General features: G+C 59.1%; 27 protein-coding genes. 11 read left to right on the top strand and 16 right to left on the bottom strand.

From position 1 onward, the window contains the following. Window position 1: 1 nt before the first annotated feature. Window positions 2–1,276, top strand: a complete 1,275-nt coding sequence (locus ABWL43_RS04600) for a uracil-xanthine permease family protein (RefSeq protein WP_106578691.1) — start codon at window positions 2–4, stop codon at window positions 1,274–1,276. A gap of 128 nt (window positions 1,277–1,404) precedes the next feature. Here the strand turns inward: ABWL43_RS04600 and hisC are convergent, their stop codons facing one another. From hisC to ABWL43_RS04550, 10 genes are all read right to left on the bottom strand, one after another. Then, complete coding sequence (gene hisC, locus ABWL43_RS04595) at window positions 1,405–2,457, bottom strand: histidinol-phosphate transaminase (RefSeq protein WP_404486930.1); 1,053 nt, start codon at window positions 2,455–2,457, stop codon at window positions 1,405–1,407. Window positions 2,458–2,460: 3 nt separating this feature from the next. After that, on the bottom strand, window positions 2,461–3,786 hold the full coding sequence (hisD, locus tag ABWL43_RS04590) for a histidinol dehydrogenase (protein ID WP_369302598.1): 1,326 nt from the start codon (window positions 3,784–3,786) through the stop codon (window positions 2,461–2,463). Between the two features lie 127 nt (window positions 3,787–3,913). Further along, window positions 3,914–4,549, bottom strand: coding sequence for an ATP phosphoribosyltransferase (hisG, locus tag ABWL43_RS04585; RefSeq protein ID WP_003188599.1), 636 nt, complete (start codon window positions 4,547–4,549; stop codon window positions 3,914–3,916). Between the two features lie 256 nt (window positions 4,550–4,805). Next, entirely contained in the window at window positions 4,806–6,071 is a 1,266-nt protein-coding gene (gene murA, locus ABWL43_RS04580; protein WP_106578687.1) for a UDP-N-acetylglucosamine 1-carboxyvinyltransferase, read from the bottom strand. 23 nt (window positions 6,072–6,094) lie between these two features. Further along, the gene (locus ABWL43_RS04575) at window positions 6,095–6,334 is read right to left on the bottom strand and encodes a BolA family protein (protein ID WP_008434291.1); all 240 of its coding nucleotides are present in this window, start codon (window positions 6,332–6,334) and stop codon (window positions 6,095–6,097) included. Between the two features lie 114 nt (window positions 6,335–6,448). Beyond that, entirely contained in the window at window positions 6,449–6,754 is a 306-nt protein-coding gene (locus tag ABWL43_RS04570) for a lipid asymmetry maintenance protein MlaB (RefSeq protein WP_106578686.1), read from the bottom strand. Next, window positions 6,751–7,401, bottom strand: coding sequence for a phospholipid-binding protein MlaC (locus ABWL43_RS04565; protein WP_119736621.1), 651 nt, complete (start codon window positions 7,399–7,401; stop codon window positions 6,751–6,753). The genes ABWL43_RS04570 and ABWL43_RS04565 overlap by 4 nt, the downstream gene beginning before the upstream one ends. 11 nt (window positions 7,402–7,412) lie before the next feature. Next, on the bottom strand, window positions 7,413–7,880 hold the full coding sequence (gene mlaD / locus ABWL43_RS04560; protein ID WP_005784855.1) for an outer membrane lipid asymmetry maintenance protein MlaD: 468 nt from the start codon (window positions 7,878–7,880) through the stop codon (window positions 7,413–7,415). Beyond that, window positions 7,880–8,677 carry a lipid asymmetry maintenance ABC transporter permease subunit MlaE gene (gene mlaE / locus ABWL43_RS04555; protein ID WP_106578684.1) on the bottom strand — a complete coding sequence of 266 codons (798 nt, stop codon included), beginning with the start codon at window positions 8,675–8,677 and terminating at the stop codon, window positions 7,880–7,882. The genes mlaD and mlaE overlap by 1 nt, the downstream gene beginning before the upstream one ends. After that, on the bottom strand, window positions 8,677–9,486 hold the full coding sequence (locus tag ABWL43_RS04550) for an ATP-binding cassette domain-containing protein (RefSeq protein WP_262207110.1): 810 nt from the start codon (window positions 9,484–9,486) through the stop codon (window positions 8,677–8,679). The genes mlaE and ABWL43_RS04550 overlap by 1 nt, the downstream gene beginning before the upstream one ends. A gap of 319 nt (window positions 9,487–9,805) precedes the next feature. Between ABWL43_RS04550 and ABWL43_RS04545 the strand changes: the two genes are divergently transcribed. The 10 genes from ABWL43_RS04545 (at window position 9,806) to ABWL43_RS04500 (ending at window position 16,854) form a co-directional block, all read left to right on the top strand. Beyond that, window positions 9,806–10,780, top strand: coding sequence for a KpsF/GutQ family sugar-phosphate isomerase (locus ABWL43_RS04545; protein ID WP_404486924.1), 975 nt, complete (start codon window positions 9,806–9,808; stop codon window positions 10,778–10,780). After that, complete coding sequence (locus tag ABWL43_RS04540) at window positions 10,781–11,305, top strand: HAD family hydrolase (protein WP_145165171.1); 525 nt, start codon at window positions 10,781–10,783, stop codon at window positions 11,303–11,305. Window positions 11,306–11,313: 8 nt separating this feature from the next. Beyond that, the gene (gene lptC / locus ABWL43_RS04535) at window positions 11,314–11,886 is read left to right on the top strand and encodes an LPS export ABC transporter periplasmic protein LptC (protein WP_242194688.1); all 573 of its coding nucleotides are present in this window, start codon (window positions 11,314–11,316) and stop codon (window positions 11,884–11,886) included. Further along, window positions 11,873–12,448: a lipopolysaccharide transport periplasmic protein LptA gene (gene lptA / locus ABWL43_RS04530; protein ID WP_145165175.1), complete on the top strand. Its 576-nt coding sequence runs from the start codon at window positions 11,873–11,875 to the stop codon at window positions 12,446–12,448. Before lptC ends, lptA begins: the two co-directional genes overlap by 14 nt. Beyond that, the gene (lptB, locus tag ABWL43_RS04525; RefSeq protein ID WP_016974288.1) at window positions 12,448–13,173 is read left to right on the top strand and encodes an LPS export ABC transporter ATP-binding protein; all 726 of its coding nucleotides are present in this window, start codon (window positions 12,448–12,450) and stop codon (window positions 13,171–13,173) included. Before lptA ends, lptB begins: the two co-directional genes overlap by 1 nt. Window positions 13,174–13,357: 184 nt before the next feature. Next, window positions 13,358–14,851 (top strand): RNA polymerase factor sigma-54, encoded by a 1,494-nt coding sequence (locus tag ABWL43_RS04520; protein WP_145165177.1) that lies wholly within the window; start codon window positions 13,358–13,360, stop codon window positions 14,849–14,851. Between the two features lie 74 nt (window positions 14,852–14,925). After that, window positions 14,926–15,231: a ribosome hibernation-promoting factor, HPF/YfiA family gene (gene hpf, locus ABWL43_RS04515; protein WP_106578678.1), complete on the top strand. Its 306-nt coding sequence runs from the start codon at window positions 14,926–14,928 to the stop codon at window positions 15,229–15,231. A gap of 9 nt (window positions 15,232–15,240) precedes the next feature. Beyond that, window positions 15,241–15,705: a PTS IIA-like nitrogen regulatory protein PtsN gene (gene ptsN / locus ABWL43_RS04510; protein WP_058419319.1), complete on the top strand. Its 465-nt coding sequence runs from the start codon at window positions 15,241–15,243 to the stop codon at window positions 15,703–15,705. Between the two features lie 2 nt (window positions 15,706–15,707). Beyond that, window positions 15,708–16,565, top strand: a complete 858-nt coding sequence (rapZ, locus tag ABWL43_RS04505) for an RNase adapter RapZ (protein ID WP_145165179.1) — start codon at window positions 15,708–15,710, stop codon at window positions 16,563–16,565. Between the two features lie 16 nt (window positions 16,566–16,581). Further along, entirely contained in the window at window positions 16,582–16,854 is a 273-nt protein-coding gene (locus ABWL43_RS04500) for an HPr family phosphocarrier protein (protein ID WP_049709983.1), read from the top strand. A 102-nt stretch (window positions 16,855–16,956) separates the two neighbouring features. Here the strand turns inward: ABWL43_RS04500 and ABWL43_RS04495 are convergent, their stop codons facing one another. The 6 genes from ABWL43_RS04495 to pmbA form a co-directional block, all read right to left on the bottom strand. Further along, on the bottom strand, window positions 16,957–17,850 hold the full coding sequence (locus tag ABWL43_RS04495) for a ZIP family metal transporter (protein WP_262207105.1): 894 nt from the start codon (window positions 17,848–17,850) through the stop codon (window positions 16,957–16,959). 32 nt (window positions 17,851–17,882) lie between these two features. Further along, on the bottom strand, window positions 17,883–18,494 hold the full coding sequence (locus ABWL43_RS04490; RefSeq protein ID WP_242194692.1) for a superoxide dismutase: 612 nt from the start codon (window positions 18,492–18,494) through the stop codon (window positions 17,883–17,885). A gap of 1 nt (window position 18,495) precedes the next feature. Then, entirely contained in the window at window positions 18,496–18,939 is a 444-nt protein-coding gene (locus ABWL43_RS04485; protein WP_404486919.1) for a hypothetical protein, read from the bottom strand. A gap of 27 nt (window positions 18,940–18,966) precedes the next feature. Beyond that, entirely contained in the window at window positions 18,967–20,343 is a 1,377-nt protein-coding gene (locus ABWL43_RS04480) for a lyase family protein (protein WP_145165187.1), read from the bottom strand. Beyond that, a complete protein-coding gene (locus ABWL43_RS04475; protein WP_404486917.1) occupies window positions 20,336–20,731 on the bottom strand; it encodes a FagA protein in 396 nt (131 codons plus the stop codon). Before ABWL43_RS04475 ends, ABWL43_RS04480 begins: the two co-directional genes overlap by 8 nt. A gap of 148 nt (window positions 20,732–20,879) precedes the next feature. Beyond that, the gene (pmbA, locus tag ABWL43_RS04470; RefSeq protein WP_124416442.1) at window positions 20,880–22,226 is read right to left on the bottom strand and encodes a metalloprotease PmbA; all 1,347 of its coding nucleotides are present in this window, start codon (window positions 22,224–22,226) and stop codon (window positions 20,880–20,882) included. Window positions 22,227–22,295 lie beyond the last annotated feature (69 nt).

The following is a 22,295-nucleotide window of genomic DNA, read 5'->3' as shown; positions in this document are numbered from 1 at the left end:
CATGCAGGATGATTTCAACGACCCGCTTTGGCGCCAGATCCTGTCTGGCGCACAGATGCTCTTCGTAGCATTTGGCGCGTTGGTGTTGATGCCGCTGATCACAGGTCTTGATCCAAACGTCGCACTGTTTACCGCTGGCCTGGGCACGTTGCTGTTCCAGGTGGTGACAGGGCGGCAGGTGCCGGTATTCCTGGCATCGAGTTTTGCGTTTATCACCCCGATCATTCTCGCCAAGGGCCAGTTCGGCCTCGCGGCGACCATGGGTGGGGTGATGGCGGCCGGTTTCGTTTATACCTTCCTCGGCCTGGCGGTGAAGGTCAAAGGCACCGGCTTTATCGACCGGCTGCTGCCGCCCGTGGTCATCGGCCCGGTGATCATTTCCATCGGCCTGGCCATGGCACCGATTGCCGCCAACATGGCGATGGGCAAAGCCGGGGATGGCAGCGAGCTGATCCATTACCAGACGGCGATGCTGATCTCGATGCCAGCGCTGCTGACCACGTTGATCGTGGCGGTGTTCGGCAAAGGCATATTCCGCCTGGTGCCGATCATTTCCGGTGTGCTGGTGGGCTTTGCCATGTCGTTCTACTTTGGTGTGGTCGACACGGCGAAGATCGCCGCTGCACCCTGGTTCGCCCTGCCCCACTTCACCGCGCCGGAGTTCAACTGGCAGGCGATTCTGTTCATCGTCCCGGTGGCCCTGGCCCCGGCGATCGAGCATATCGGCGGTGTGATTGCGGTGGGCAGCGTGACCGGTCGCGACTACCTGAAGAAACCTGGCCTGCATCGCACGCTGTTGGGTGACGGCATTGCCACCACGGCCGCCGGCCTGTTTGGCGGCCCGCCGAACACCACCTACGCCGAAGTGACCGGCGCGGTGATGCTGACCAAGAACTACAACCCGAAAATCATGACCTGGGCGGCGGTATTTGCCATCAGCCTGGCGTTTATCGGTAAGTTCGGCGCACTGCTGCAGAGCATCCCGGTGCCGGTGATGGGCGGCATTCTGTGCCTGCTGTTCGGCTCGATTGCGGCGGTGGGCATGAACACGCTGATCCGCCACAAGATCGACCTCGGCGAGGCGCGTAATCTGGTGATTGTGTCGGTGACCCTGGTGTTCGGGATTGGCGGCGTGCTGGTCGGCACCGGCACCGGCCCGGATGATTTCGGCCTCAAAGGCATCGCCCTGTGCGCGGTGGTAGCGATTGGTTTGAACCTGCTGCTGCCGGGCAATGATGGCTGGAAGAACAAGAAGCCGGATGAGCCGCTGATCTAACTGCCAACGCAAAACGAATGTGGGAGCGGGCTTGCTCGCGAATGCAGTGTGTCATTGAGCACATCAGTGACTGAACCACTGCATTCGCGAGCAAGCCCGCTCCCACATTTTTTGAGCTTCAGTGTGGCTTAGAGCTCGCCCAATGCATCAATCAGCGCCTGGTTCTGCTCTGGCGTACCGATGCTGATCCGCAGGAACTGGGCAATCCGCTCCTGTTTGAAGTGCCGCACAATCACCCCTTGCTCACGCAACTTGGCTGCCAGGCCGGCAGCGTCGTGCCGTGGGTGACGAGCAAAGATGAAGTTGGCCGCCGATGGCAACACTTCAAAGCCCTTGGCTTGCAACTGCGCGACCACCTTGTCGCGGCTGTCGATCACCTGTTTGCAGGTCCTCTCGAAATATTCACGGTCGTCGAACGCCGCCGCCGCGCCGACAATCGCCAGGCGATCCAGCGGGTAGGAGTTGAAGCTGTTCTTGACCCGCTCCAGCGCCTCGATCAGGTCCGGGTGGCCCACGGCCAGGCCTACACGCAAACCGGCCAGTGAGCGCGACTTGGACAGGGTCTGAGTCACCAGCAGGTTCGGGTAACGGTCCACCAGGCTGATAGCGGTTTCGCCGCCAAAGTCGATATAGGCTTCATCGACGACCACTACCGAATCCGGGCTGGCCTTGATGATTTGCTCCACCGCGTCCAGCGCCAGTACGCAGCCGGTGGGCGCGTTCGGGTTGGGGAAGATGATCCCGCCGTTGGGCTTGGCGTAGTCGGCCACACGAATCTGGAACTGCTCGTCCAGCGGCAGCGGGTCGGACTTGATGCCATACAGGCCGCAGTAAACCGGATAGAAGCTGTAGCTGATGTCCGGAAACAGCAGCGGCAAATCGTGCTGGAACAGGCCATGGAAGATGTGCGCCAGGACTTCATCGGAACCGTTGCCGAGGAAGACCTTGCCGGCGTCGATCCCGTAATACCTGGCCACCGCCTGCTTGAGCAGGTCGCTGTTGGGGTCCGGGTACAGGCGCAAGTTGTCGTTCAACTCGGCCTGCATCGCCGCGAGCGCCTTGGGCGATGGGCCGTAGGGGTTCTCGTTGGTGTTGAGCTTGACCAGCTTGGTCAGCTTGGGTTGCTCGCCGGGCACGTACGGCACCAGGTTCTTGACGAAGGGGCTCCAGAATTTGCTCATGTCTTAGTTCCCCTTCTTGTCTTCAAGGATGCGATATTCGGCGCTGCGAGCGTGCGCGCTCAGCGATTCACCACGGGCCAGCACCGAGGCGGTCTTGCCCAGCTCGGAAGCGCCTTGTGGCGAGCAGAAGATGATCGAGGAGCGCTTCTGGAAGTCATACACGCCGAGCGGCGACGAGAAACGCGCGGTGCCGGAGGTCGGCAGCACGTGGTTCGGGCCGGCGCAGTAGTCGCCCAGGGCTTCACTGGTGTGGCGGCCCATGAAGATCGCGCCAGCGTGGCGAATCGACGGCAGCCAGGCTTGTGGGTCGGCCACTGACAACTCCAGGTGCTCCGGCGCGATGCGGTTGGCCACCTCAATGGCCTGCTCCATGTCGCGTACCAGGATCAGCGCGCCACGGCCATTGATCGACTTCTCGATGATCTCGGCGCGTTCCATGGTCGGCAGCAGCTTGTCGATGCTGGCGGCGACCTTGTCGAGGAACTCGGCGTCAGGGCTGACCAGGATCGCCTGGGCGTCCTCGTCATGCTCGGCCTGGGAGAACAGGTCCATGGCGATCCAGTCCGGGTCGGTCTGGCCGTCACACACCACCAGGATTTCCGAAGGGCCGGCAATCATGTCGATACCGACTTGGCCGAACACATGGCGCTTGGCGGTGGCGACATAGATGTTACCTGGGCCGACCACTTTGTCGACCTTCGGCACGCTTTCGGTGCCATAGGCCAGCGCCGCGACAGCTTGAGCGCCGCCGATAGTGAACACACGGTCAACCCCGGCGATGCACGCGGCAGCCAACACCAACTCGTTGATTTCGCCGCGCGGCGTTGGCACGACCATGACCACTTCGGTCACGCCCGCCACTTTGGCCGGGATAGCGTTCATCAACACCGACGACGGATACGACGCTTTACCGCCCGGCACGTACAGCCCGGCGCGGTCCAGCGGCGTGACCTTCTGGCCCAGCACAGTGCCGTCGGCCTCGGTGTAGCTCCAGGAATCCTGTTTCTGTTTTTCGTGGTAGCTGCGTACGCGTGCCGCTGCGACTTCCAGGGCTTCACGCTGCGGCGCGGTGATGCGCGTCAGCGCCAGCTCAAGGCGTTCGCGCGGCAGGATCAGATCGGACATCGACGCGACGTCGAGGCCGTCGAACTGGCGGGTGAAGTCCACCAGCGCCGCATCACCGCGCTCGCGCACGGCCTTGATGATGTCGAGCACCCGCTGGTTGACCGAGTCGTCGGACACGCTTTCCCAGCTCAGCAGATGATCCAGATGATGGGCGAAATCCGGGTCGGCAGCGTTGAGTCGGGCAATTGCAGTGGACGTGGTCATAGCGAGGGCCTCAATAGAATTGGCAAAAACTCAGGCGCCCTAAACTAGCAGTCGTTTCCGCTTGGGCACCTGAGAATTCTGGCTATGAGGCGGATAGACGGGCGCGACCTACGGCCGCGCAGGTGAGTCAACCGCGGTGTCGAGACTCCACTGCCTTGCGCAGGGTGTCGATCAACGCCTGGATTCGGGCGTGTTGCATTTTCATCGAAGCTTTGTTGACGATCAGTCGCGAGCTGATGTCGGCAATGAAATCCTGAGGCTCAAGACCGTTGGCACGCAGCGTGTTGCCGGTGTCGACTACGTCGATGATCTTGTCGGCCAGGCCGATCAGCGGTGCCAGCTCCATCGAGCCGTAAAGCTTGATGATGTCGACCTGGCGACCTTGCTCGGCATAGTAACGCTTGGCGACGTTGACGAACTTGGTCGCCACGCGCAGGCGGCCTTTAGGCTCGACGTCACCGACACGGCCGGCGGTCATCAGCTTACACAGGGCGATACGCAGGTCCAGCGGCTCGTACAGGCCCTGGCCGCCGTATTCCATCAACACGTCTTTACCCGCGACACCGAGGTCGGCTGCGCCATGTTCAACGTAAGTCGGCACGTCAGTGGCACGCACGATCAGCAGGCGAACGTCGTCCTGGGTCGTGGGGATGATCAGCTTGCGGCTCTTGTCCGGATTCTCGGTCGGCACGATGCCCGCTTCAGCCAGAAGCGGCAAAGTGTCGTCAAGGATGCGGCCCTTGGACAGTGCGATGGTCAACATGGGAAACGTCAGTCCTTCATCAGGCTATTGCTGTCCGGTCGCAAACGGCGCCAGACACAGATCGAGGCCATTACAGCCTCGATTTGAAACAAGTTCAGCAGGGACACGCTCAGTTAACAGCAAAACACCATCCCGTGGCGAGCAGGCTTGCCCAGCGCTGGACTGCATAGCAGTCCCGTTTTGGGGTCGCTACGCGGGCGGTGCGACGACTCGACAAGCCCGCTCGCCACAGTGACGGTGTTTACAGCTACTGGACCTAGCCCGGTACGCGGCGGATCTTGGCGCCGAGCATCTGCAGTTTTTCTTCGATGCACTCGTAACCACGGTCTATGTGGTAGATGCGGTCGATCAAAGTGTCGCCGTCAGCGCACAGCGCCGAGATGACCAGGCTGGCCGACGCACGCAGGTCGGTGGCCATCACTGGCGCGCCCTTGAGCTTATCGATACCGGTGACGATGGCCGTGTTGCCTTCGACCTGGATCTTGGCGCCCATGCGGTGCAGTTCATACACGTGCATGAAGCGGTTTTCGAAGATGGTTTCGATCACGGCACCGGTGCCTTCGGCAATCGCGTTCAAGGAAATGAACTGCGCTTGCATGTCGGTCGGGAACGCCGGGTAAGGAGCGGTCCGCACGTTGACGGCTTTAGGCCGCTTGCCGTGCATGTTCAGCTCGATCCAGTCGGCACCGGTGGTGATTTCAGCACCGGCTTCCTTGAGTTTTTCCAGGACGGCTTCAAGGATGGTCGGATCGGTGTCCTTGACCTTGACGCGGCCACCCGTGACGGCAGCCGCCACCAGGTAGGTGCCGGTCTCGATACGGTCCGGCATCACTTTATAAGTGGCCGAGTGCAGACGCTTAACACCGTCGATGGTGATGGTGTCAGTGCCGGCGCCGGTGATGTTGGCACCCATGGCGATCAGGAAGTTGGCCAGGTCGACGACTTCCGGCTCGCGCGCGGCGTTTTGCAGGACGCTGCGGCCGTTGGCCAGAGCGGCGGCCATCATGATGTTCTCGGTACCGGTCACGCTGACGGTATCAAAGAAGAAGTTGGCACCACGCAGGCCGCCTTCCGGCGCCTTGGCCTTGATGTAGCCGCCTTCGACGTCGATGGTTGCGCCCATGGCTTCAAGGCCACGGATGTGCAGGTCGACCGGACGCGAACCAATGGCGCAACCGCCAGGCAGTGCCACTTCAGCCTCACCGAAACGGGCAACCATCGGGCCCAGCACCAGGATCGACGCACGCATGGTTTTCACCAGCTCGTACGGAGCGATCAGGGTCTTGATGGTGCGCGGGTCGATTTCGACGGACAGTTTTTCGTCGATCACAGGCTCAATGCCCATGCGACCGAACAGTTCGATCATGGTGGTGATGTCGTGCAAGTGCGGCAGGTTAGCCACAGTTACCGGGCCATCGCACAGCAGGGTCGCTGCCAGAATCGGCAAGGCGGAGTTTTTCGCACCGGAAATGCGGATCTCGCCATCAAGGCGGGCACCGCCGGTAATAATCAATTTATCCATAAGAATCTCGACGCCTTGGGGGCTCAGGTGCGCTCGGCCCAGGCCGCGCGGCTGAAAAATTTCATAGTGACCGCGTGGATGCTGCCATCGGTGATCCACGGGTTTAAATGGGCATAGATCTGCTGTTGACGCTTGACCGGGCTCAGTGCCGCCAGTTCATCGCTAATCACGTTCAGCTGGAAATTGCAGCCTTCGCCTTCAACTTCTACGTTCGTTTCGGGCAGCTTTCCTTCAAGGAAGCTTTTAACTTCTAGGGCCTGCATGCTCAACCTCTATCGGCGCCCAGTGCGCACGGGTCGCACATCATACAAAAAAGCCCCGCGCCTGCGAACCCCGCATAGCAGGACTCTGACGGGGGGCTTCCTTGATATTGGCTATTAAGGATGCGCCAGAAGCTCGGTCAGACCGGAAACCTCGGCAATTTCGCGCATATCCTCAGGCAACGCACGGATGCTGACCGGTTTTTTGACCGCCTCGGCATCCCGCATGAAGCACAGCAACAATGACAAACCGACGCTGCTGGACTTGGTCACTGCCGAGCAATCCAGCACCAGCGCAGGCGCGTTGCTGCTGTTGATCAGCGCCTGGCCCTGCTTGCGCAGGTCAGGCCCGGAGCGGTAATCAAGCACGCCGCTCAGGAATAATTCGCCGGCGTCACCAAGCCGAACAGCCGACTCGGTCATTGCGCAGGCTTCCCGGCAGCTTGTTTGTCGGTTTCTTCCTTGGCCTTGGCAACTTCACCGGCCCAACCATTGATGGTCTTGTCCAGGTCGTTGCCATTGCGCTGCATGGCGTCAGCGAACTGATCGCGGAACAGCTTGCCAATGTTGATGCCGTTAATGATCACGTTGCGCAGCTTCCACTCGCCTTTGACCTTCTCCAGCGTGTACTGCACAGGGTAGACGGCGCCGTTGGTGCCCTTGACGGTCATGTTGACGCTGGTGCGATCACCTGACTCATCCCCGGCCGGAGCAACGGTAATCCCCTGGTTGTTGTATTCCAGCAGGGCATTACCGTAGAACTGGAACAGGCCCTTTTTGAAGTTTTCCTGGAAGGTCTGCATCTGCGCAGGCGTTGCCTTGCGCGAATACTTGACCGTCATGATGCTGCGGGAAATGCCTTCGGCATCAACCACTGGCCCAACAATGGTGTTGAGCGCATCGTAGAACTTGCTTGGGTCTTGCTTGTACTGCTCTTTGTTGGCGGTCAGGTCAGCCAACATTTTGTTGGTCGTGTCCTGCACCAGATCGTGCGCAGAACCCGCCGCGTTGGCCATCAGGGGCAGCGCTGCAAGCAGCACCAGCAGGCCACGTCGCAAGGTAGAGATCATGAACAGATTCCTCATTTGGCGTCTTTATTGACCGTATTGAGCAGGAATTTACCGATCAAGTCTTCAAGCACCAGCGACGACTGTGTGTCGTGGATTGTCGAACCATCCTTGAGCAGGGCTGTTTCCCCGCCCACGCTGACGCCGATGTACTTCTCGCCCAGCAGACCCGCAGTGAGAATAGATGCAGTGGAGTCAGTCGGCAGATTATCTACCTTCTTGTCTACCTGCATGGTCACTCGCCCGGTGAAGCTGTCGCGATCCAGATCGATTGCCGTGACCTTGCCGATGGTTACACCGGCCATGGTCACTTTAGCTCTGACAGTCAAACCGGCGATATTGTCGAAGTAAGCGTAAAGTTTATAAGTATCGGCGGTCGGGCTGGCCGAAAGGCCACTGACTCGCAGGGCCAGCAAGAGTAAAGCCAGGATGCCAGCCAGCAAGAAAAGGCCGACACCGATTTCCACAGTGCGGTTTTGCATCAGAAATCTCCAAACATCAAGGCGGTCAAAATGAAGTCAAGGCCCAGTACCGCCAGCGAGGCGTACACAACGGTCTTGGTGGTGGCGCGACTGATCCCTTCAGAAGTGGGCTCACAGTCATAGCCTTGGAATACGGCGATCCACGTCACTACAAAGGCGAAAACGATGCTTTTGATGATGCCATTGAGCACGTCGCCGCTGAAGGTCACGCTGTTTTGCATGTTGCCCCAGTACGAGCCGTCATAGACGCCCAACCAGTCAACCGCCACCCACGAACCGCCCCAGATGCCCACCACGCTGAAAATCATCGCCAGCAGTGGCAGGGAAATGAAGCCGGCCCACAGGCGCGGGGCAACAATGTACTTGAGTGGGTCCACGCCGATCATTTCCAGGCTGGACAACTGCTCGGTGGACTTCATGTTGCCGATCTCGGCAGTCAGCGCAGAACCTGCGCGCCCGGCAAACAGCAAGGCGGTGACCACCGGGCCCAGCTCACGCAACAGCGTCAGGGCGACCATCTGCCCCACTGCCTGCTCCGAGCCGTAGCTGGAGAGGATATTGAACCCCTGCAACGCCAGCACCATGCCGATGAAAATCCCGGAAACCACGATGATGACCAGGGACATCACGCCTACGGAGTGCAGTTGCTTTAGCAGCAGGCCAAAGCCGCCACCGATGCCGCCGCGACCGAGCAACGCGTGAAACAGGAAAATCGTCGAACGCCCAAGCACTTCGACCATGTCGATGCCCGAGCGACCGAAAAGGCGAACCTTTTCGATGAGAGATGTCTTGCGCATCAGCGCTTCCCCAGAAGATCTGAGCGGTAGTCCGCTGCCGGAAAATGAAAAGGCACCGGGCCATCGGGATCGCCGGTCATGAATTGGCGAATGCGCGGGTTGTCAGCGTTCATCAGCTCTTCAGGCGTGCCCTGCCCCAACACCTGGCCATCGCCTACCACATAGAGGTAGTCGGCGATGCTCGCGGTTTCAGCCAGGTCGTGGGACACCACGATACTGGTGATGCCGAGCGCATCGTTGAGCAGGCGGATCAGCCGCACCAGCACACCCATGGCAATGGGGTCCTGACCGACGAAGGGCTCGTCATACATGAGGATCTGCGGATCGAGAGCAATGGCACGCGCCAACGCGACACGGCGCTTCATGCCGCCGGACAATTCGTCAGGCATCAGGTCGATGGCACCGCGAAGGCCCACGGCCTGCAGTTTCAGCAACACGATGTCACGAATCATTTCATCGGACAGCTGGGTATGCACCCGCAGCGGAAACGCCACGTTTTCGAAAACATCGAGGTCGGTGAACAAGGCACCGCTCTGGAACAGAACGCCCATATGCTTGCGGGCATCGAACAGATCGCTGCGCGACAGTGTCGGCAGGTTCTGGCCGTTGACCCACACTTCGCCGGCGCTAGGGCGCAATTGCATGCCCATCAGGCGCAACAGGGTGGTCTTGCCGCAACCGGAAGGCCCCATGATGCCCGTGACTTTACCGCGGGGAATGCGAATATCGATGTTATTGAAGATGCTGCGCGTCCCGCGCTTGAAGGTAAGGCCCTTCAGCTCGACCGCGTAGGCGTTATCGGCACTCATCTAATCTCCTTGGGATGCAGCCTTTCACTCAGACACCATGTTTGCGACATTCGTTTGCAATGGGTGCGCAATAGTTTGCAACAGGTGCGCATTCATTAGTCACATGGGTTGGGCGGACCGAACTGGCGGCGAACTATATCACTGGTGGTACAGAGCCCCCAAGGCCGGAACAGCGCTCGTTCAGATTCGGGACAGGCAAAAAACCTTGCTGGGCATGATTCTCGTGCACTAGCAGAATAAACCCTGACGAACTTGCGTGAGGGAATTGATCATTACCGCTATAATCGCCGACTTTTCGTCAGGCTATACGATTTCAGACATGAGCCAATCCAGCGACCTTATTCAATCCGCACAACGCACCATCCGCCTCGAGCTAGAAGCCGTAGAGGGCTTGCTGGCCCATATCGACGCGGATTTCGTACGTGCCTGCGAGATGATTCTGGCCAGCAAAGGCCGCGTTGTCGTGGTTGGCATGGGCAAGTCAGGCCACGTTGGCAACAAGATTGCCGCCACGCTGGCCAGCACCGGAACCACGGCTTTTTTCGTACATCCGGCCGAAGCCAGCCACGGCGACATGGGCATGATCACCAAGGATGACATCATCCTCGCCTTGTCGAACTCCGGCACCACCAACGAAATCGTGACCCTGCTGCCGCTGATCAAGCGCCTGGGCATCAAGATGGTCAGCATTACCGGCAACCCGGATTCGACGCTGGCCAAGGCCGCGGAAGTGAACTTGAATGTTCACGTAGCCCACGAAGCCTGCCCGCTGAACCTGGCGCCGACGTCCTCGACCACCGCCGCACTGGTCATGGGCGATGCCTTGGCCGTGGCGCTCTTGGAAGCTCGCGGTTTTACAGTTGAAGATTTCGCGTTTTCGCATCCAGGCGGCGCTCTCGGCCGTCGCCTGTTGCTGAAAGTGGAAAATGTCATGCATTCGGGGGATGAACTGCCCCACGTCCAGCGCGGCACCCTTTTAAAGGACGCGCTGATGGAAATGACCCTCAAGCGCCTGGGCATGACTGTCATTCTGGAGTCCGACGGGCGTCTGGCCGGCGTTTTTACTGACGGTGACCTGCGCCGCACGCTGGACCGCAATCTCGACATTCAAACGGCTACGATCGATGAAGTCATGACCCCTCACGGCAAGACCGCACGCCCGGAAATGCTCGCGGCCGAAGCGTTGAAGATCATGGAAGACCACAAGATTCTTGCGCTGGTAGTTGTCGACGGCGACGATCACCCGGTTGGCGCACTGAACATGCACGACTTGCTGCGTGCGGGAGTGATGTAAATGACCAGCGACCTGCTGCAACGCGGTAAAAACATCAAACTGGCAATTTTCGACGTCGATGGCGTGCTGACCGACGGCCGCCTGTACTTCCTCGAAGATGGCAGTGAATTCAAGACGTTCAACACCCTCGATGGCCAAGGCATCAAAATGTTGATGGCCGCGGGCGTGCAAACTGCGATTATCAGCGGTCGAAAAACACCGGTTGTGGAACGCCGTGCACAAAACCTGGGTATTCCTCACCTGTATCAGGGCCGTGAGGATAAACTGGTGGTTCTGGACGAGCTTCTTGGCCAACTCAACCTAAGCTATGAGCAGGTCGCCTACTTGGGCGATGACCTGCCTGACCTCCCGGTTATCCGCCGCGTAGGCCTGGGTATGGCCGTCGCCAATGCGGCGACTTTTGTTCGCGAGCACGCCCATGGCATCACCACAGCCCGTGGCGGCGAAGGTGCCGCCCGCGAGTTCTGCGAATTGATCCTGCGTGCCCAGGGCAGCCTTGAAGCGGCACACGCCGCCTACTTATAGAGCGTTTTATGCTGAGCAAAAAGATTCGCAATTTCCTGCTGTTCGGGGTCATCGCCGCACTGTTTCTGGCGGTAGGCTACTGGAATATCAGCCCCGAACGCTTTCTCGACAGATCTGGCGCGCAGGTTGACGAAGGCGCTATCGACTATTACGCCATCAATGCCTACAGCGTGCAGTTCCTGCCGGATGGCAAGCTTCAGTACGAGATGAACTCGGACAAAGTCGAGCACTTGAAGTCGTCCGAAGTCACGTTGCTGACCAACCCGGACATGAACCTGTACCGCGGCACTGAGTTCCCTTGGCATGTCACCAGCAAGCATGGCGAGGTCAACCCGGACGGTACTCAGGTAGAACTGATCGACTCGGTACGTGTTGCACGTACTGACGATAAGAACCGCGACACTATTATTACCAGCAGTCGCATGACCGTTTTCCCACAACAGCAATATGCGCAGACCGAGCAAGACGTTAGAATCGACGGCGCTGGCGGTGTATCGACTGGCAAGGGAATGAAAGCGTATTTGAAAGAAAGCAGGATACACCTGCTATCGAACGTAAGAGGACAGTATGAGGCTCGTTAAAACCCTCCCTATTTTGCTCGGTCTGGGCGCAGCACTGGGAAGCGTGAGCGCCTGGGCTCTGCCGAACGATAGCCAGCAACCGATCCACATTCAGGCTGACGATGCGCAGCTGGATGACAAGCAAGGCGTTGCAACCTATACCGGCGCCGTGATCATCACCCAAGGTTCGATGAAAATTACCGGCAACACGGTGACGCTCACGCGTACGCCTGCGGGTGACATCGACGTGGTGACTTCGGTGGGTAACCTGGCCTATTTCGAACAGAAGCAGGCTGCTGCAGACCCTGCTCCGATGAAGGGCTACGGCAAGACCATCCAGTATCACGCCCAGCAAAACCGTATCATCCTGATCGATCAGGCCAGGGTTGTGAGCAGCGATGGCAACACCACGGACGGTGAGAAAATCACCTATGACACCGTGAAGCAGATCGCTCAGGCGGGTCGCGCCACTGGCGCGAAGATCGGCACGCCGAAGCCGCGTATCGACATGGTTATCCAGCCCAAGCAGAAAGACGCTGCCGCTCAGCCTGCGCCTAAACCCGCTGCGAAGAAGGCGAACTAATGGCAACCCTTAAAGCCCAGCATCTGGCCAAGGCTTACAAAAGCCGTCAGGTCGTGCGCGACGTCAGTCTGTCGATCGACAGCGGCCAGATCGTCGGCCTGCTCGGCCCTAACGGTGCCGGTAAAACTACATGCTTCTATATGATCGTCGGACTGGTCCAGGCGGATCAGGGCCGTGTATTGATCGACGACCTCGACGTGAGCCACCAGCCGATGCACGGCCGCGCACGCGCAGGTATCGGCTATCTCCCACAGGAGGCGTCGATCTTTCGCAAACTGTCGGTGTCGGACAACATCATGGCGATCCTCGAGACCCGCAAGGAGCTCGACCGTGACGGCCGCCGCAAGGAGCTGGAAAGCCTGCTTCAGGAATTCCACATCAACCACATTCGCGACAACCTCGGCATGAGCCTGTCCGGTGGTGAGCGCCGTCGCGTGGAAATCGCACGTGCACTGGCAACCGCACCGAAGTTCATCCTGCTGGACGAACCGTTTGCCGGCGTTGACCCGATCTCGGTCGGCGACATCAAACAGATCATCCATCACCTCAAAGCCAAGGGCATCGGCGTGTTGATCACTGACCACAACGTCCGTGAAACCCTCGATATCTGTGAAACGGCTTATATCGTCAACGATGGCCAGCTGATCGCCGAGGGCGATTCAGCCACAATCCTGGCTAACGAACTGGTCAAGGAAGTGTATCTGGGCCACGAGTTCCGCCTGTAAGCACCGTGGTGTCACGGCTGTTCGCCAAGGCGCGCGGGAGTCAATAAAAACCTCTTTTTTTTATTGTTACCGCGCTCTAGGCAAAGCCCCCGACATCAGGCATATAATTTGCTTATGTTTGGCGCTCACGCGCCCTGTCGTGGATGGCGCATTGCGCCGGCGAATAAGGTGTTAAGCCCCTGCCATGAAACCATCGCTAGTCCTGAGAATGGGCCAGCAGCTGACGATGACACCTCAGCTGCAACAGGCCATCCGCCTGCTCCAATTGTCGACCCTGGACCTGCAACAGGAAATCCAGGAGGCCCTGGAGTCCAATCCGATGCTCGAACGCCAGGAAGAAGGCGACGACTTCGATAATGCAGACCCGCTGGCCGACAACATCGAGCAAAAACCCAACTCCGACGTGCAGGAACCCTCCTATCAGGAAACCGCCCCAACGGTGGATAACCTTGAGGAAGGAGAATGGAACGAACGCATCCCCAACGACCTTCCCGTGGATACCGCGTGGGAAGACGTTTACCAGACCAGCGCCAGCAGCCTGCCCAGCAATGACGATGACGAATGGGATTTCACCACCCGCACGTCCGCTGGCGAAAGCCTGCAAAGCCATTTGTTGTGGCAACTTAACCTAGCGCCGATGTCCGACACCGATCGCCTGATCGCTGTCACTCTGATCGACTGCATCAATAACCAGGGCTACCTGGACGAAACCCTTGATGAAATCCTCGAGGCCTTCGACCCGGAGCTGGACATCGAGCTGGACGAAATCGAAGCCGTCCTTCACCGCATTCAACAGTTTGAGCCCGCCGGCATCGGCGCTCGCACCCTCAGCGAGTGCCTGTTGCTGCAATTGCGTCAACTGCCCGCCAAGACGCTTTGGCTCGCAGAGGCCCAGCGCCTGGTCACCGATTACATCGACCTGCTGGGCAGCCGCGACTACAGCCAACTGATGCGCCGCATGAAGCTCAAGGAAGACGACCTGCGCCAGGTCATCGAGCTGGTACAGAGCCTCAATCCGCGCCCCGGCTCGCAAATCGAGTCCAGCGAAGCCGAATACGTCGTTCCCGACGTGATCGTGCGCAAGGACAACGAGCGCTGGCTGGTGGAGCTTAACCAGGAATCGGTGCCACGCTTGCGCGTCAACCCGCAATACGCAGGCTTTGTGCGCCGCGCCGACACCAGTGCCGATAACACCTTCATGCGCAACCAGTTGCAGGAAGCGCGCTGGTTCATCAAGAGCCTGCAAAGCCGCAATGAAACCCTGATGAAAGTGGCCACCCAGATCGTCGAACACCAGCGCGGCTTCCTGGAATATGGCGACGAGGCAATGAAACCGTTGGTGCTGCATGACATTGCCGAGGCGGTGGGCATGCACGAATCAACGATCTCCCGGGTGACCACGCAGAAGTTCATGCATACCCCACGGGGTATTTATGAGTTGAAATACTTTTTCTCCAGCCATGTCAGCACCTCTGAAGGCGGCGAATGCTCGTCCACGGCGATCCGCGCGATCATCAAAAAACTGGTTGCTGCGGAAAATCAGAAAAAGCCGTTGAGTGACAGCAAGATCGCTGGTTTACTGGAGGCACAAGGCATTCAGGTCGCCCGTCGAACCGTCGCCAAGTACCGCGAGTCCCTCGGGATCGCGCCTTCCAGCGAGCGTAAGCGTTTGATGTGACGGGCGGGCCATAGCGTTCCAGTGGCAGGCGTTTTGCCTGCCGCTTTATGCACTGGCAACGAAGGAGAAGCTGTATGCAAGTCAACATCAGTGGACACCAACTGGAAGTTACCAAGCCCCTGCGTGAGTACACCGAGAGCAAGCTGAACAAGCTTGCGGGGCATTTTGACAAGATCACCAACGTGCAGGTCATCATGGAGGTCGACAAGCTCAAGCAAAAAATCGAGGCCACCCTGCACGTACCGAATGCGAAGCTCGTCGCCAATGCGGAGCATGAAGACATGTACGCAGCGATTGACTCGCTCTACGACAAGCTGGACCGCCAACTCATAAAGCATAAGGAAAAGTATCTGCACCTGATGCAAGGTACAGGTCGTTAACTCTCCCCCATGATCCAACTTGAAACCATCCTGACCCCCGGCCGTTCACTCGTGAACGCGCCGGGCGGCAGCAAGAAGAAAGCACTCGAACACATCGCCAACCTGATCAGCCGTGAAGTGCCTGAGCTGGATGAGCAAGTTGTGTTCAAGGCCCTGATTGACCGTGAAAAGCTGGGTTCGACCGGTTTTGGTAACGGCATCGCCATTCCTCACTGCCGCCTTGAAGGCTGTACTTCTCCCGTAAGTGCACTTTTACACCTGCAAGAAAAAATCGATTTTGATGCCATCGACGGTGCCCCGGTTGACCTGCTGTTCGTTCTGCTGGTCCCGCAAGCTGCTACCGATGCACACCTGGAACTGCTCCGGCAGATCGCCAGCATGCTCGACCGCAAGGAAGTACGCGACAAACTGCGCAGTGCCAGCAGCAACGAGGCGCTCTATCAGGTTGTCCTGGATGAACAAAACAGGCAGTAATCATGCGTTTGATCATCGTCAGCGGCCGTTCCGGCTCGGGTAAAAGCACCGCACTCAATGTCCTTGAAGACAATGGCTTCTATTGCATCGACAACCTGCCCGCCGGCCTGCTGCCGGAGCTGGCCGAGCGTGCGCTGATTCACACTGAGTTGGCGCAGCCGCTGGTTGCCGTTTCAATTGATGCACGTAATCTCCCCAGCCACCTCTCGCGATTTCCTGAATTGCTCGAAGAAGTGCGGGCCAAGCACATCCATTGCGACGTGCTGTACCTGGATGCCGACGAAGAGACGCTGCTCAAGCGCTTCTCTGAAACCCGTCGACGTCACCCTCTGAGCAGCCCTCACCGCTCGCTGGCCGAGGCCATTGAGGACGAGACCACGCTGCTGGGGCCGATCATCGACCTCGCCGATCTCAAGATCAACACCACCGGCCTGAACTTGTATCAGTTGCGCGACGCCATCAAACTACGCCTGCTGAATCAACCAGAGCCTGGCACGGCATTTCTCGTCGAGTCGTTTGGCTTTAAACGAGGCATGCCGGTCGATGCCGACCTGGTGTTCGATGTTCGCTGCCTGCCCAACCCTTACTGGAAGCCGGAGCTGCGTGATCAGTCGGGGCTGGATCAGCCGGTGGCCGAGTACCTGGCTGCGCAACCGGATGTCGAAGAGATGTTCCAGGACATTTCCAGCTACCTGCTTAAATGGTTGCCACGTTTTGCCGCGAGTAATCGTGCCTATGTCACCATCGCCATCGGCTGCACCGGCGGCCATCACCGTTCTGTCTACCTGACTGAACGCCTGGGCCAGGTGCTGCAACAAACCCTCAAGAACGTCCAGGTTCGCCACCGCGACCTTAGCTGAAAGGAACACCTGTTCGATGCCCGCTCTGGAAATTGAAATCATCAACAAGCTGGGCCTGCACGCTCGCGCTTCCGCCAAATTCGTCGGTGTGGCCGGGCAGTTCCCTTGCCAGATCCGGGCCGGGCGCACTCCTGAATCCATGGTCGACGGCAAGAGCATCATGGCCATGATGATGCTGGCTGCCGGCAAGGGCACCAAGATTCACTTGAAGACTGAAGGCGAGCAAGAACAGGAAGCGATGGACGCGCTGGTAAAGCTGATCAATAACTTCTTTGACGAAGGCGAATAACCACGTCCAGGCATCGGCTTGCTGGCGGGACGCCCTCAAGCCCTGCCGTCACCGGGCGGACGCCAACGTTGCCAAGCCTGGCCTGTAATAATGGGCCGAGGTTTATCCCAGAGCAGTATCCATCACCATCATCAAGCAGAACCCGATGCACAGTCCCAGACTGGCAAGCTTTTCGTGACCATTGCGGCGCGATTCGGGAATCACTTCGTGCGTCACCACCAGCAACATCGCCCCAGCCGCCAATGCGAGCCCCAGCGGTAACAAAATTTCCGCCAGGCTCACCAGCCAGGCACAGAGCACCGCAAATACCGGTTCGACCAACCCTGACGCAGCGCCGATCAGGAACGCTTTGATCCGCGACATCCCTGCCCCGGCCAAGACCAGCGCAATCACTAAACCTTCCGGAACATCCTGCAGGGCAATGCCCATTGCCAGGCTGTCGGCATCCGGCATGCCGCCACCCGCCGAGACACCTACGGCCATGCCCTCCGGAATGTTGTGGGCAATGATGGCAAACACGAACAACCAAATGCGCGGTGGAATCACCGGCTTGTCCGGCGTGCCCACCAGCATTTCCGGGCTGGCGCCGGAGACCTTGCGGTCAACCAGGTACAACCCGAACGCACCGAGCATGATGCCGAAGCTGATCAAACCACTGGCTCCCCAAGGCGATAGCCCAAGGCCTTCAGCGGCCGCAATACCTGGCACGATCAGCGAAAAGGCCGTCGCCGCCAACATCACACCGGCGCCAAATCCCAGCAGGGTATCGCTGAGCGCTACCGGCATCCGGCGAATCACCAGCACCGGGACTGCGCCCAGTGCCGTCCCAAGCGCGCAGATCGCCCCGCCCTGCAAGGCGCGCAGGATGCGCGGCTCAAGATCCAGCCAGGCCAGCCCGTGGGCCACCAGCAATGCAGTGCCTGCCAATAGCAGCAGCGAACCAAACGCATAACGAAACATTCGTCCGCTGCTGATCGCCAGTGTTTCAGTGCCCATAGTCGGCCTTAGATCTTGTTATTGGATGAATATCAGGCCACGGCGGCCTGGTAGCGTGCGGCGACTTCCGGCCAGTTGATGACGCTGTAGAAGGCGTTGATGTATTCCGGGCGGCGGTTCTGGTAGAGCAGGTAGTAAGCGTGCTCCCAGACGTCCAGACCGAGGATCGGCGTGTTGCCGTTCATCAGTGGGCTGTCCTGGTTGCCGCTGCTTTCGACCACCAGAGTTTTTTGCGGCGTGACGCTCAACCAGGCCCAGCCGCTGCCGAATCGGGTCAAGGCCGCCTTGGTGAAGGCGTCCTTGAAACTGTCGAAACCGCCCAGTTGTGTCTCGATCGCTGTGCCTAGCGCGCCCTCGGGTTTGCCACCGCCTTTGGGAGACATCACCGCCCAGAACAACGAATGGTTAGCGTGACCGCCACCTTGGTTAATCACCGCTGCGCGTAGTTTTTCCGGCAGTTGCTGGACGCTGGAGACCAGCTTTTCAACCGGCCAGCCCGCGAACTCGGTGCCCTCGACCGCTGCATTCAGATTGTTGATGTAGGTCTGGTGATGCTTGGTGTAGTGGATTTCCATGGTCTGCGCATCGATATGCGGCTCCAGGGCATCATAGGCGTAGGGCAAGGCAGGCAAGGTGTAGGACATATCAATGTGCTCCGTAATAGGGACTGTTGCGGGTCGACGCTTGCGGTTGCGCCGCAGTGCCACCCAGCAAGCGATAGGTCCGCGGGTACTCGCCGTGATCACTGATGAAGTTCAACAGTTCGACGTAGGTCTTGCTGCTCTGGCGCAGCGCCGCCTCGCGCAATTGCGGGCTCAGGCGCGGGTCCTGCATGGTCTGCAACAGGCGTTGATGGATAGCGCACAGGTATTCCGCACTTTCCTCGGGCTGGTTCAGGCGCAGGTGCAAGTCCGCCAGGTTGTGATGGGAGATGACGCAAGCCGCCACTGCTTCGTCGGCATCCGCCCAGCGCTCGAATAACACTTGAGCCAGGGCCAGGGCTTGCAAATAGGCCTCGCGAGCGTCAACCAATTCGCCCTGCATAAAGCAGCGATTGGCTCGTTCGATCGTGCGTTTCCAGTGCTCCATGGTGAGCCTCCAAAGCAGAGTCGGTGATTACACACCGCCGGCCGTGAGCTTTTCCGGATCCAGCAGGATCTCGAGTTGGCTACGTGACAAGTCGGTGTGCTCGAGGGCGACATCAATTACCGGACGGCCTTGCTGGTAGGCCTTCTTGGCAATTTCAGCGGCTTTTTGGTAACCAATGATCGGGTTGAGGGCCGTGACCAGAATCGGGTTGCGCGACAGCGCTTCCTTGAGCTTGGCCTCGTTCACTTTGAAGCTGGCGATGGCCTTGTCTGCCAGCAGTCGGCTGGAATTAGCCAGCAGTTCGAGGCTGCTGAGCAGGTTTTGGGCAATGATCGGCAGCATCACGTTGAGTTCAAAGTTGCCGGACTGACCCGCAACAGTGATCACGGTGTCATTGCCGATGACTTGCGCAGCAACCATGGCAGTCGCTTCAGGGATCACCGGATTGACCTTGCCAGGCATGATCGAAGAGCCCGGCTGCAAGCCCTCCAGTTCGATTTCACCCAGGCCCGCGAGCGGTCCGGAGTTCATCCAGCGCAAATCGTTGGCAATTTTCATCAGCGAGACGGCGGTGGCTTTCAGCTGGCCGGAGACGGCCACAGCGGTGTCCTGGGAGCCAATCAACGCGAACAGGTTCTTGCCCGGTGTGAATTTCACGCCGGTCAGGGTGCTCAGTTGCTGGCTGAAACGCGCGGCGAATTCCGGGTGTGCGTTGATCCCGGTGCCGACCGCCGTGCCGCCCTGGGCCAGGGCTTGCAAGCTCGGCAGCAAGTCCTGCAAGTGACCAATATTGGCTTTGAGTTGTTGCGCCCAGCCGTTAAGCACTTGGCTCATACGCACCGGCATGGCGTCCATCAAGTGGGTGCGGCCGGTTTTGATGAACGGGTGGACCTCCTCGGCCTTGTGTTCGATCACCTGCACCAGGTGCAGCAAGGCCGGCAGCGTTTGCTCGTGCAACACCAATGCGGCGCTGACGTGAATGGTGGTCGGAATAATGTCGTTGCTGCTTTGGCCGCAGTTCACGTGGTCGTTGGGGTTGACCGCTTCGCCCAGCAAACGACTGGCGAGGGTCGCAATCACTTCGTTGGCGTTCATGTTGGAGCTGGTGCCGGAACCGGTCTGGAAGATATCCACCGGAAAGTGCGGCATGTAATCACCTTCCAGCAAACCCTGAGCGGCGTCGACAATGGCTTTGCCTTGCGCTTCGCTGATCTGCTTGAGGTCGACGTTAACCTTGGCGGCGGCGGCCTTGGCCAAAATCAGGGCGCGAATGAATTGCGCCGGCATACGCTGGTTGCTGATTGGGAAATTGTTCACCGCGCGCTGAGTTTGCGCGCCATACAAGGCCCCGGCAGGCACTTGCAGTTCGCCCATGCTGTCGCGTTCGATACGGGTGTTACTCATCGGAAGATCCTTGCACCAGGTCAGAAACGGAAATGGAGGGCAGCAATTCGCAGGTCGCCAATTGCCAGGCAAAGGTCTGCCAGCGCTTGAGGCGGCAGGCACAGTGAGAGAGTTTTTCCAGGTCACGCAGCGGGCGCCACGCCTGGTCCAAGCACATGGATCGCCAATGCCAGGGCAAGGCGACATCGCTGGCGGTGTCGATCAACAGACGGAATGATGTTTCAGCGATCGTCCACGGATGGGTCGCGGTGCAGCAAGCCAGGTATCGACCCTCATTGAGGTAATGTTCGATCAGGCGAGGTTCATTGGGATCGAGGCCGCATCGAATCTGACGACTCATCCAGCGCCAGCTTTCCAGGTACGGATCCTCATGCAGGACAGAACTCATGATCCACACTCATTCGGTAATGATATTTATTATTAAATGATATTGAGAATCAAAACAAGGGTGGCACGTGAATCCACCCATGGCGCGAGCACAAAAAAAGGCGCGCCATCTGTAGGATGGCGCGCCTTTTTTTTGAGACGTTGAGTGTTTAGCTGCCGGCGACGGTCATCCGCTCGATCAACACCGACCCCGTGCGAATATTGCTGCGCAACTCCAGATCGTTACCGACGGCAACGATCTGCTTGAACATGTCGCGCATGTTGCCAGCAATAGTCACTTCCTGGACGGCGAACTGAATCTCGCCGTTTTCCACCCAGAAACCGGCGGCGCCGCGGGAATAGTCACCCGTGACCATATTCAGGCCACTGCCCATCAACTCGGTCACCAGCAGGCCGCGGCCCATGCGACGCAGCAGCGCAGCCTGGTCTTCGTCGCCATGGGTCACGAACAGGTTGTGCACGCCACCGGAGTTGGCCGTGCTCGGCAGCCCGAGCTTGCGACCGGCGTAAGTGCCCAACACGTACGAGACCAGCTCGCCCTTCTCGACGAACGGCTTGGCATAGGTCGCCAGGCCATCACCGTCGAAGGCGGAACTGCCCATGGCACGCATTAGATGAGGACGCTCATCGATGGTCAGCCACTCAGGGAACAACTTCTGGCCGATTGCGCCCTCAAGGAACGAGGACTTGCGGTACAGATTCCCACCGGAAATCGCCCCCAGGAAGCTGCCAAACAGGCCTCCGGCAAGTTCGGCCGAGAACAGCACCGGCACTTCACACGTCGGCACCGGACGCGCGCCCAAACGGCTCGCCGCGCGCTGCGCAGCGCGCTGACCAATACTGACCGGGTTCGCCAGCAATTCACCCTGACGGCTTACGTCGTACCAATAATCACGCTGCATCTGGCCATCGGCTTCGGCGATCATCACGCAGCTCAAGCTATGGCGAGTAGAAGCGTAACCGCCGATAAAACCGTGGCTGTTGCCGTAAACACGGCAACCCTGATGGGTGCTCAAGGTGGTGCCATCAGCATTCTTGATGCGGGGATCGGCATCAAACGCCGCAGCTTCGCAGATCAGCGCCTGCTCGATAGCCTGCTCAGGCGTGATGTCCCAGGCGTGAAAGAGGTCGAAATCCTTCAAGTCCTTGGCCATAAGCGCTTTGTCGGCCAAGCCCGAGCTTTCGTCTTCGGACGTGTGCTTGGCAATCGCCAACGCAGCAGCGACAGTTTCGCGAATCGCTTCCGGACCGCTGGCCGACGTACTCGCCGAGCCTTTGCGCTGCCCCGAATACAAGGTGATACCAAAACCCTGATCGCGATTGAATTCGACAGTTTCCACTTCCCGCTGGCGCACCGACGTCGACAGCCCCTGCTCCAGCGATACGGCCACTTCACAGGCACTGGCACCCTGGCGCTTGGCCTCGGCAAGGATCTGCTCGACTTGTTCCTGCAGTGCCGGTAACGCTTGCGGACCGACGCTTTGGGCTGCACTCATGGTTTTCTCCACTCAAATTCTGCTTTCGGTTAAGGCCATCGAGCGACCGGGCCGGACAAGCGGCCCCCG

It is taken from the genome of Pseudomonas sp. HT11, assembly GCF_044875395.1.
GTDB lineage: Bacteria > Pseudomonadota > Gammaproteobacteria > Pseudomonadales > Pseudomonadaceae > Aquipseudomonas.
This window is presented reverse-complemented; position numbering and strand designations above follow the sequence as displayed.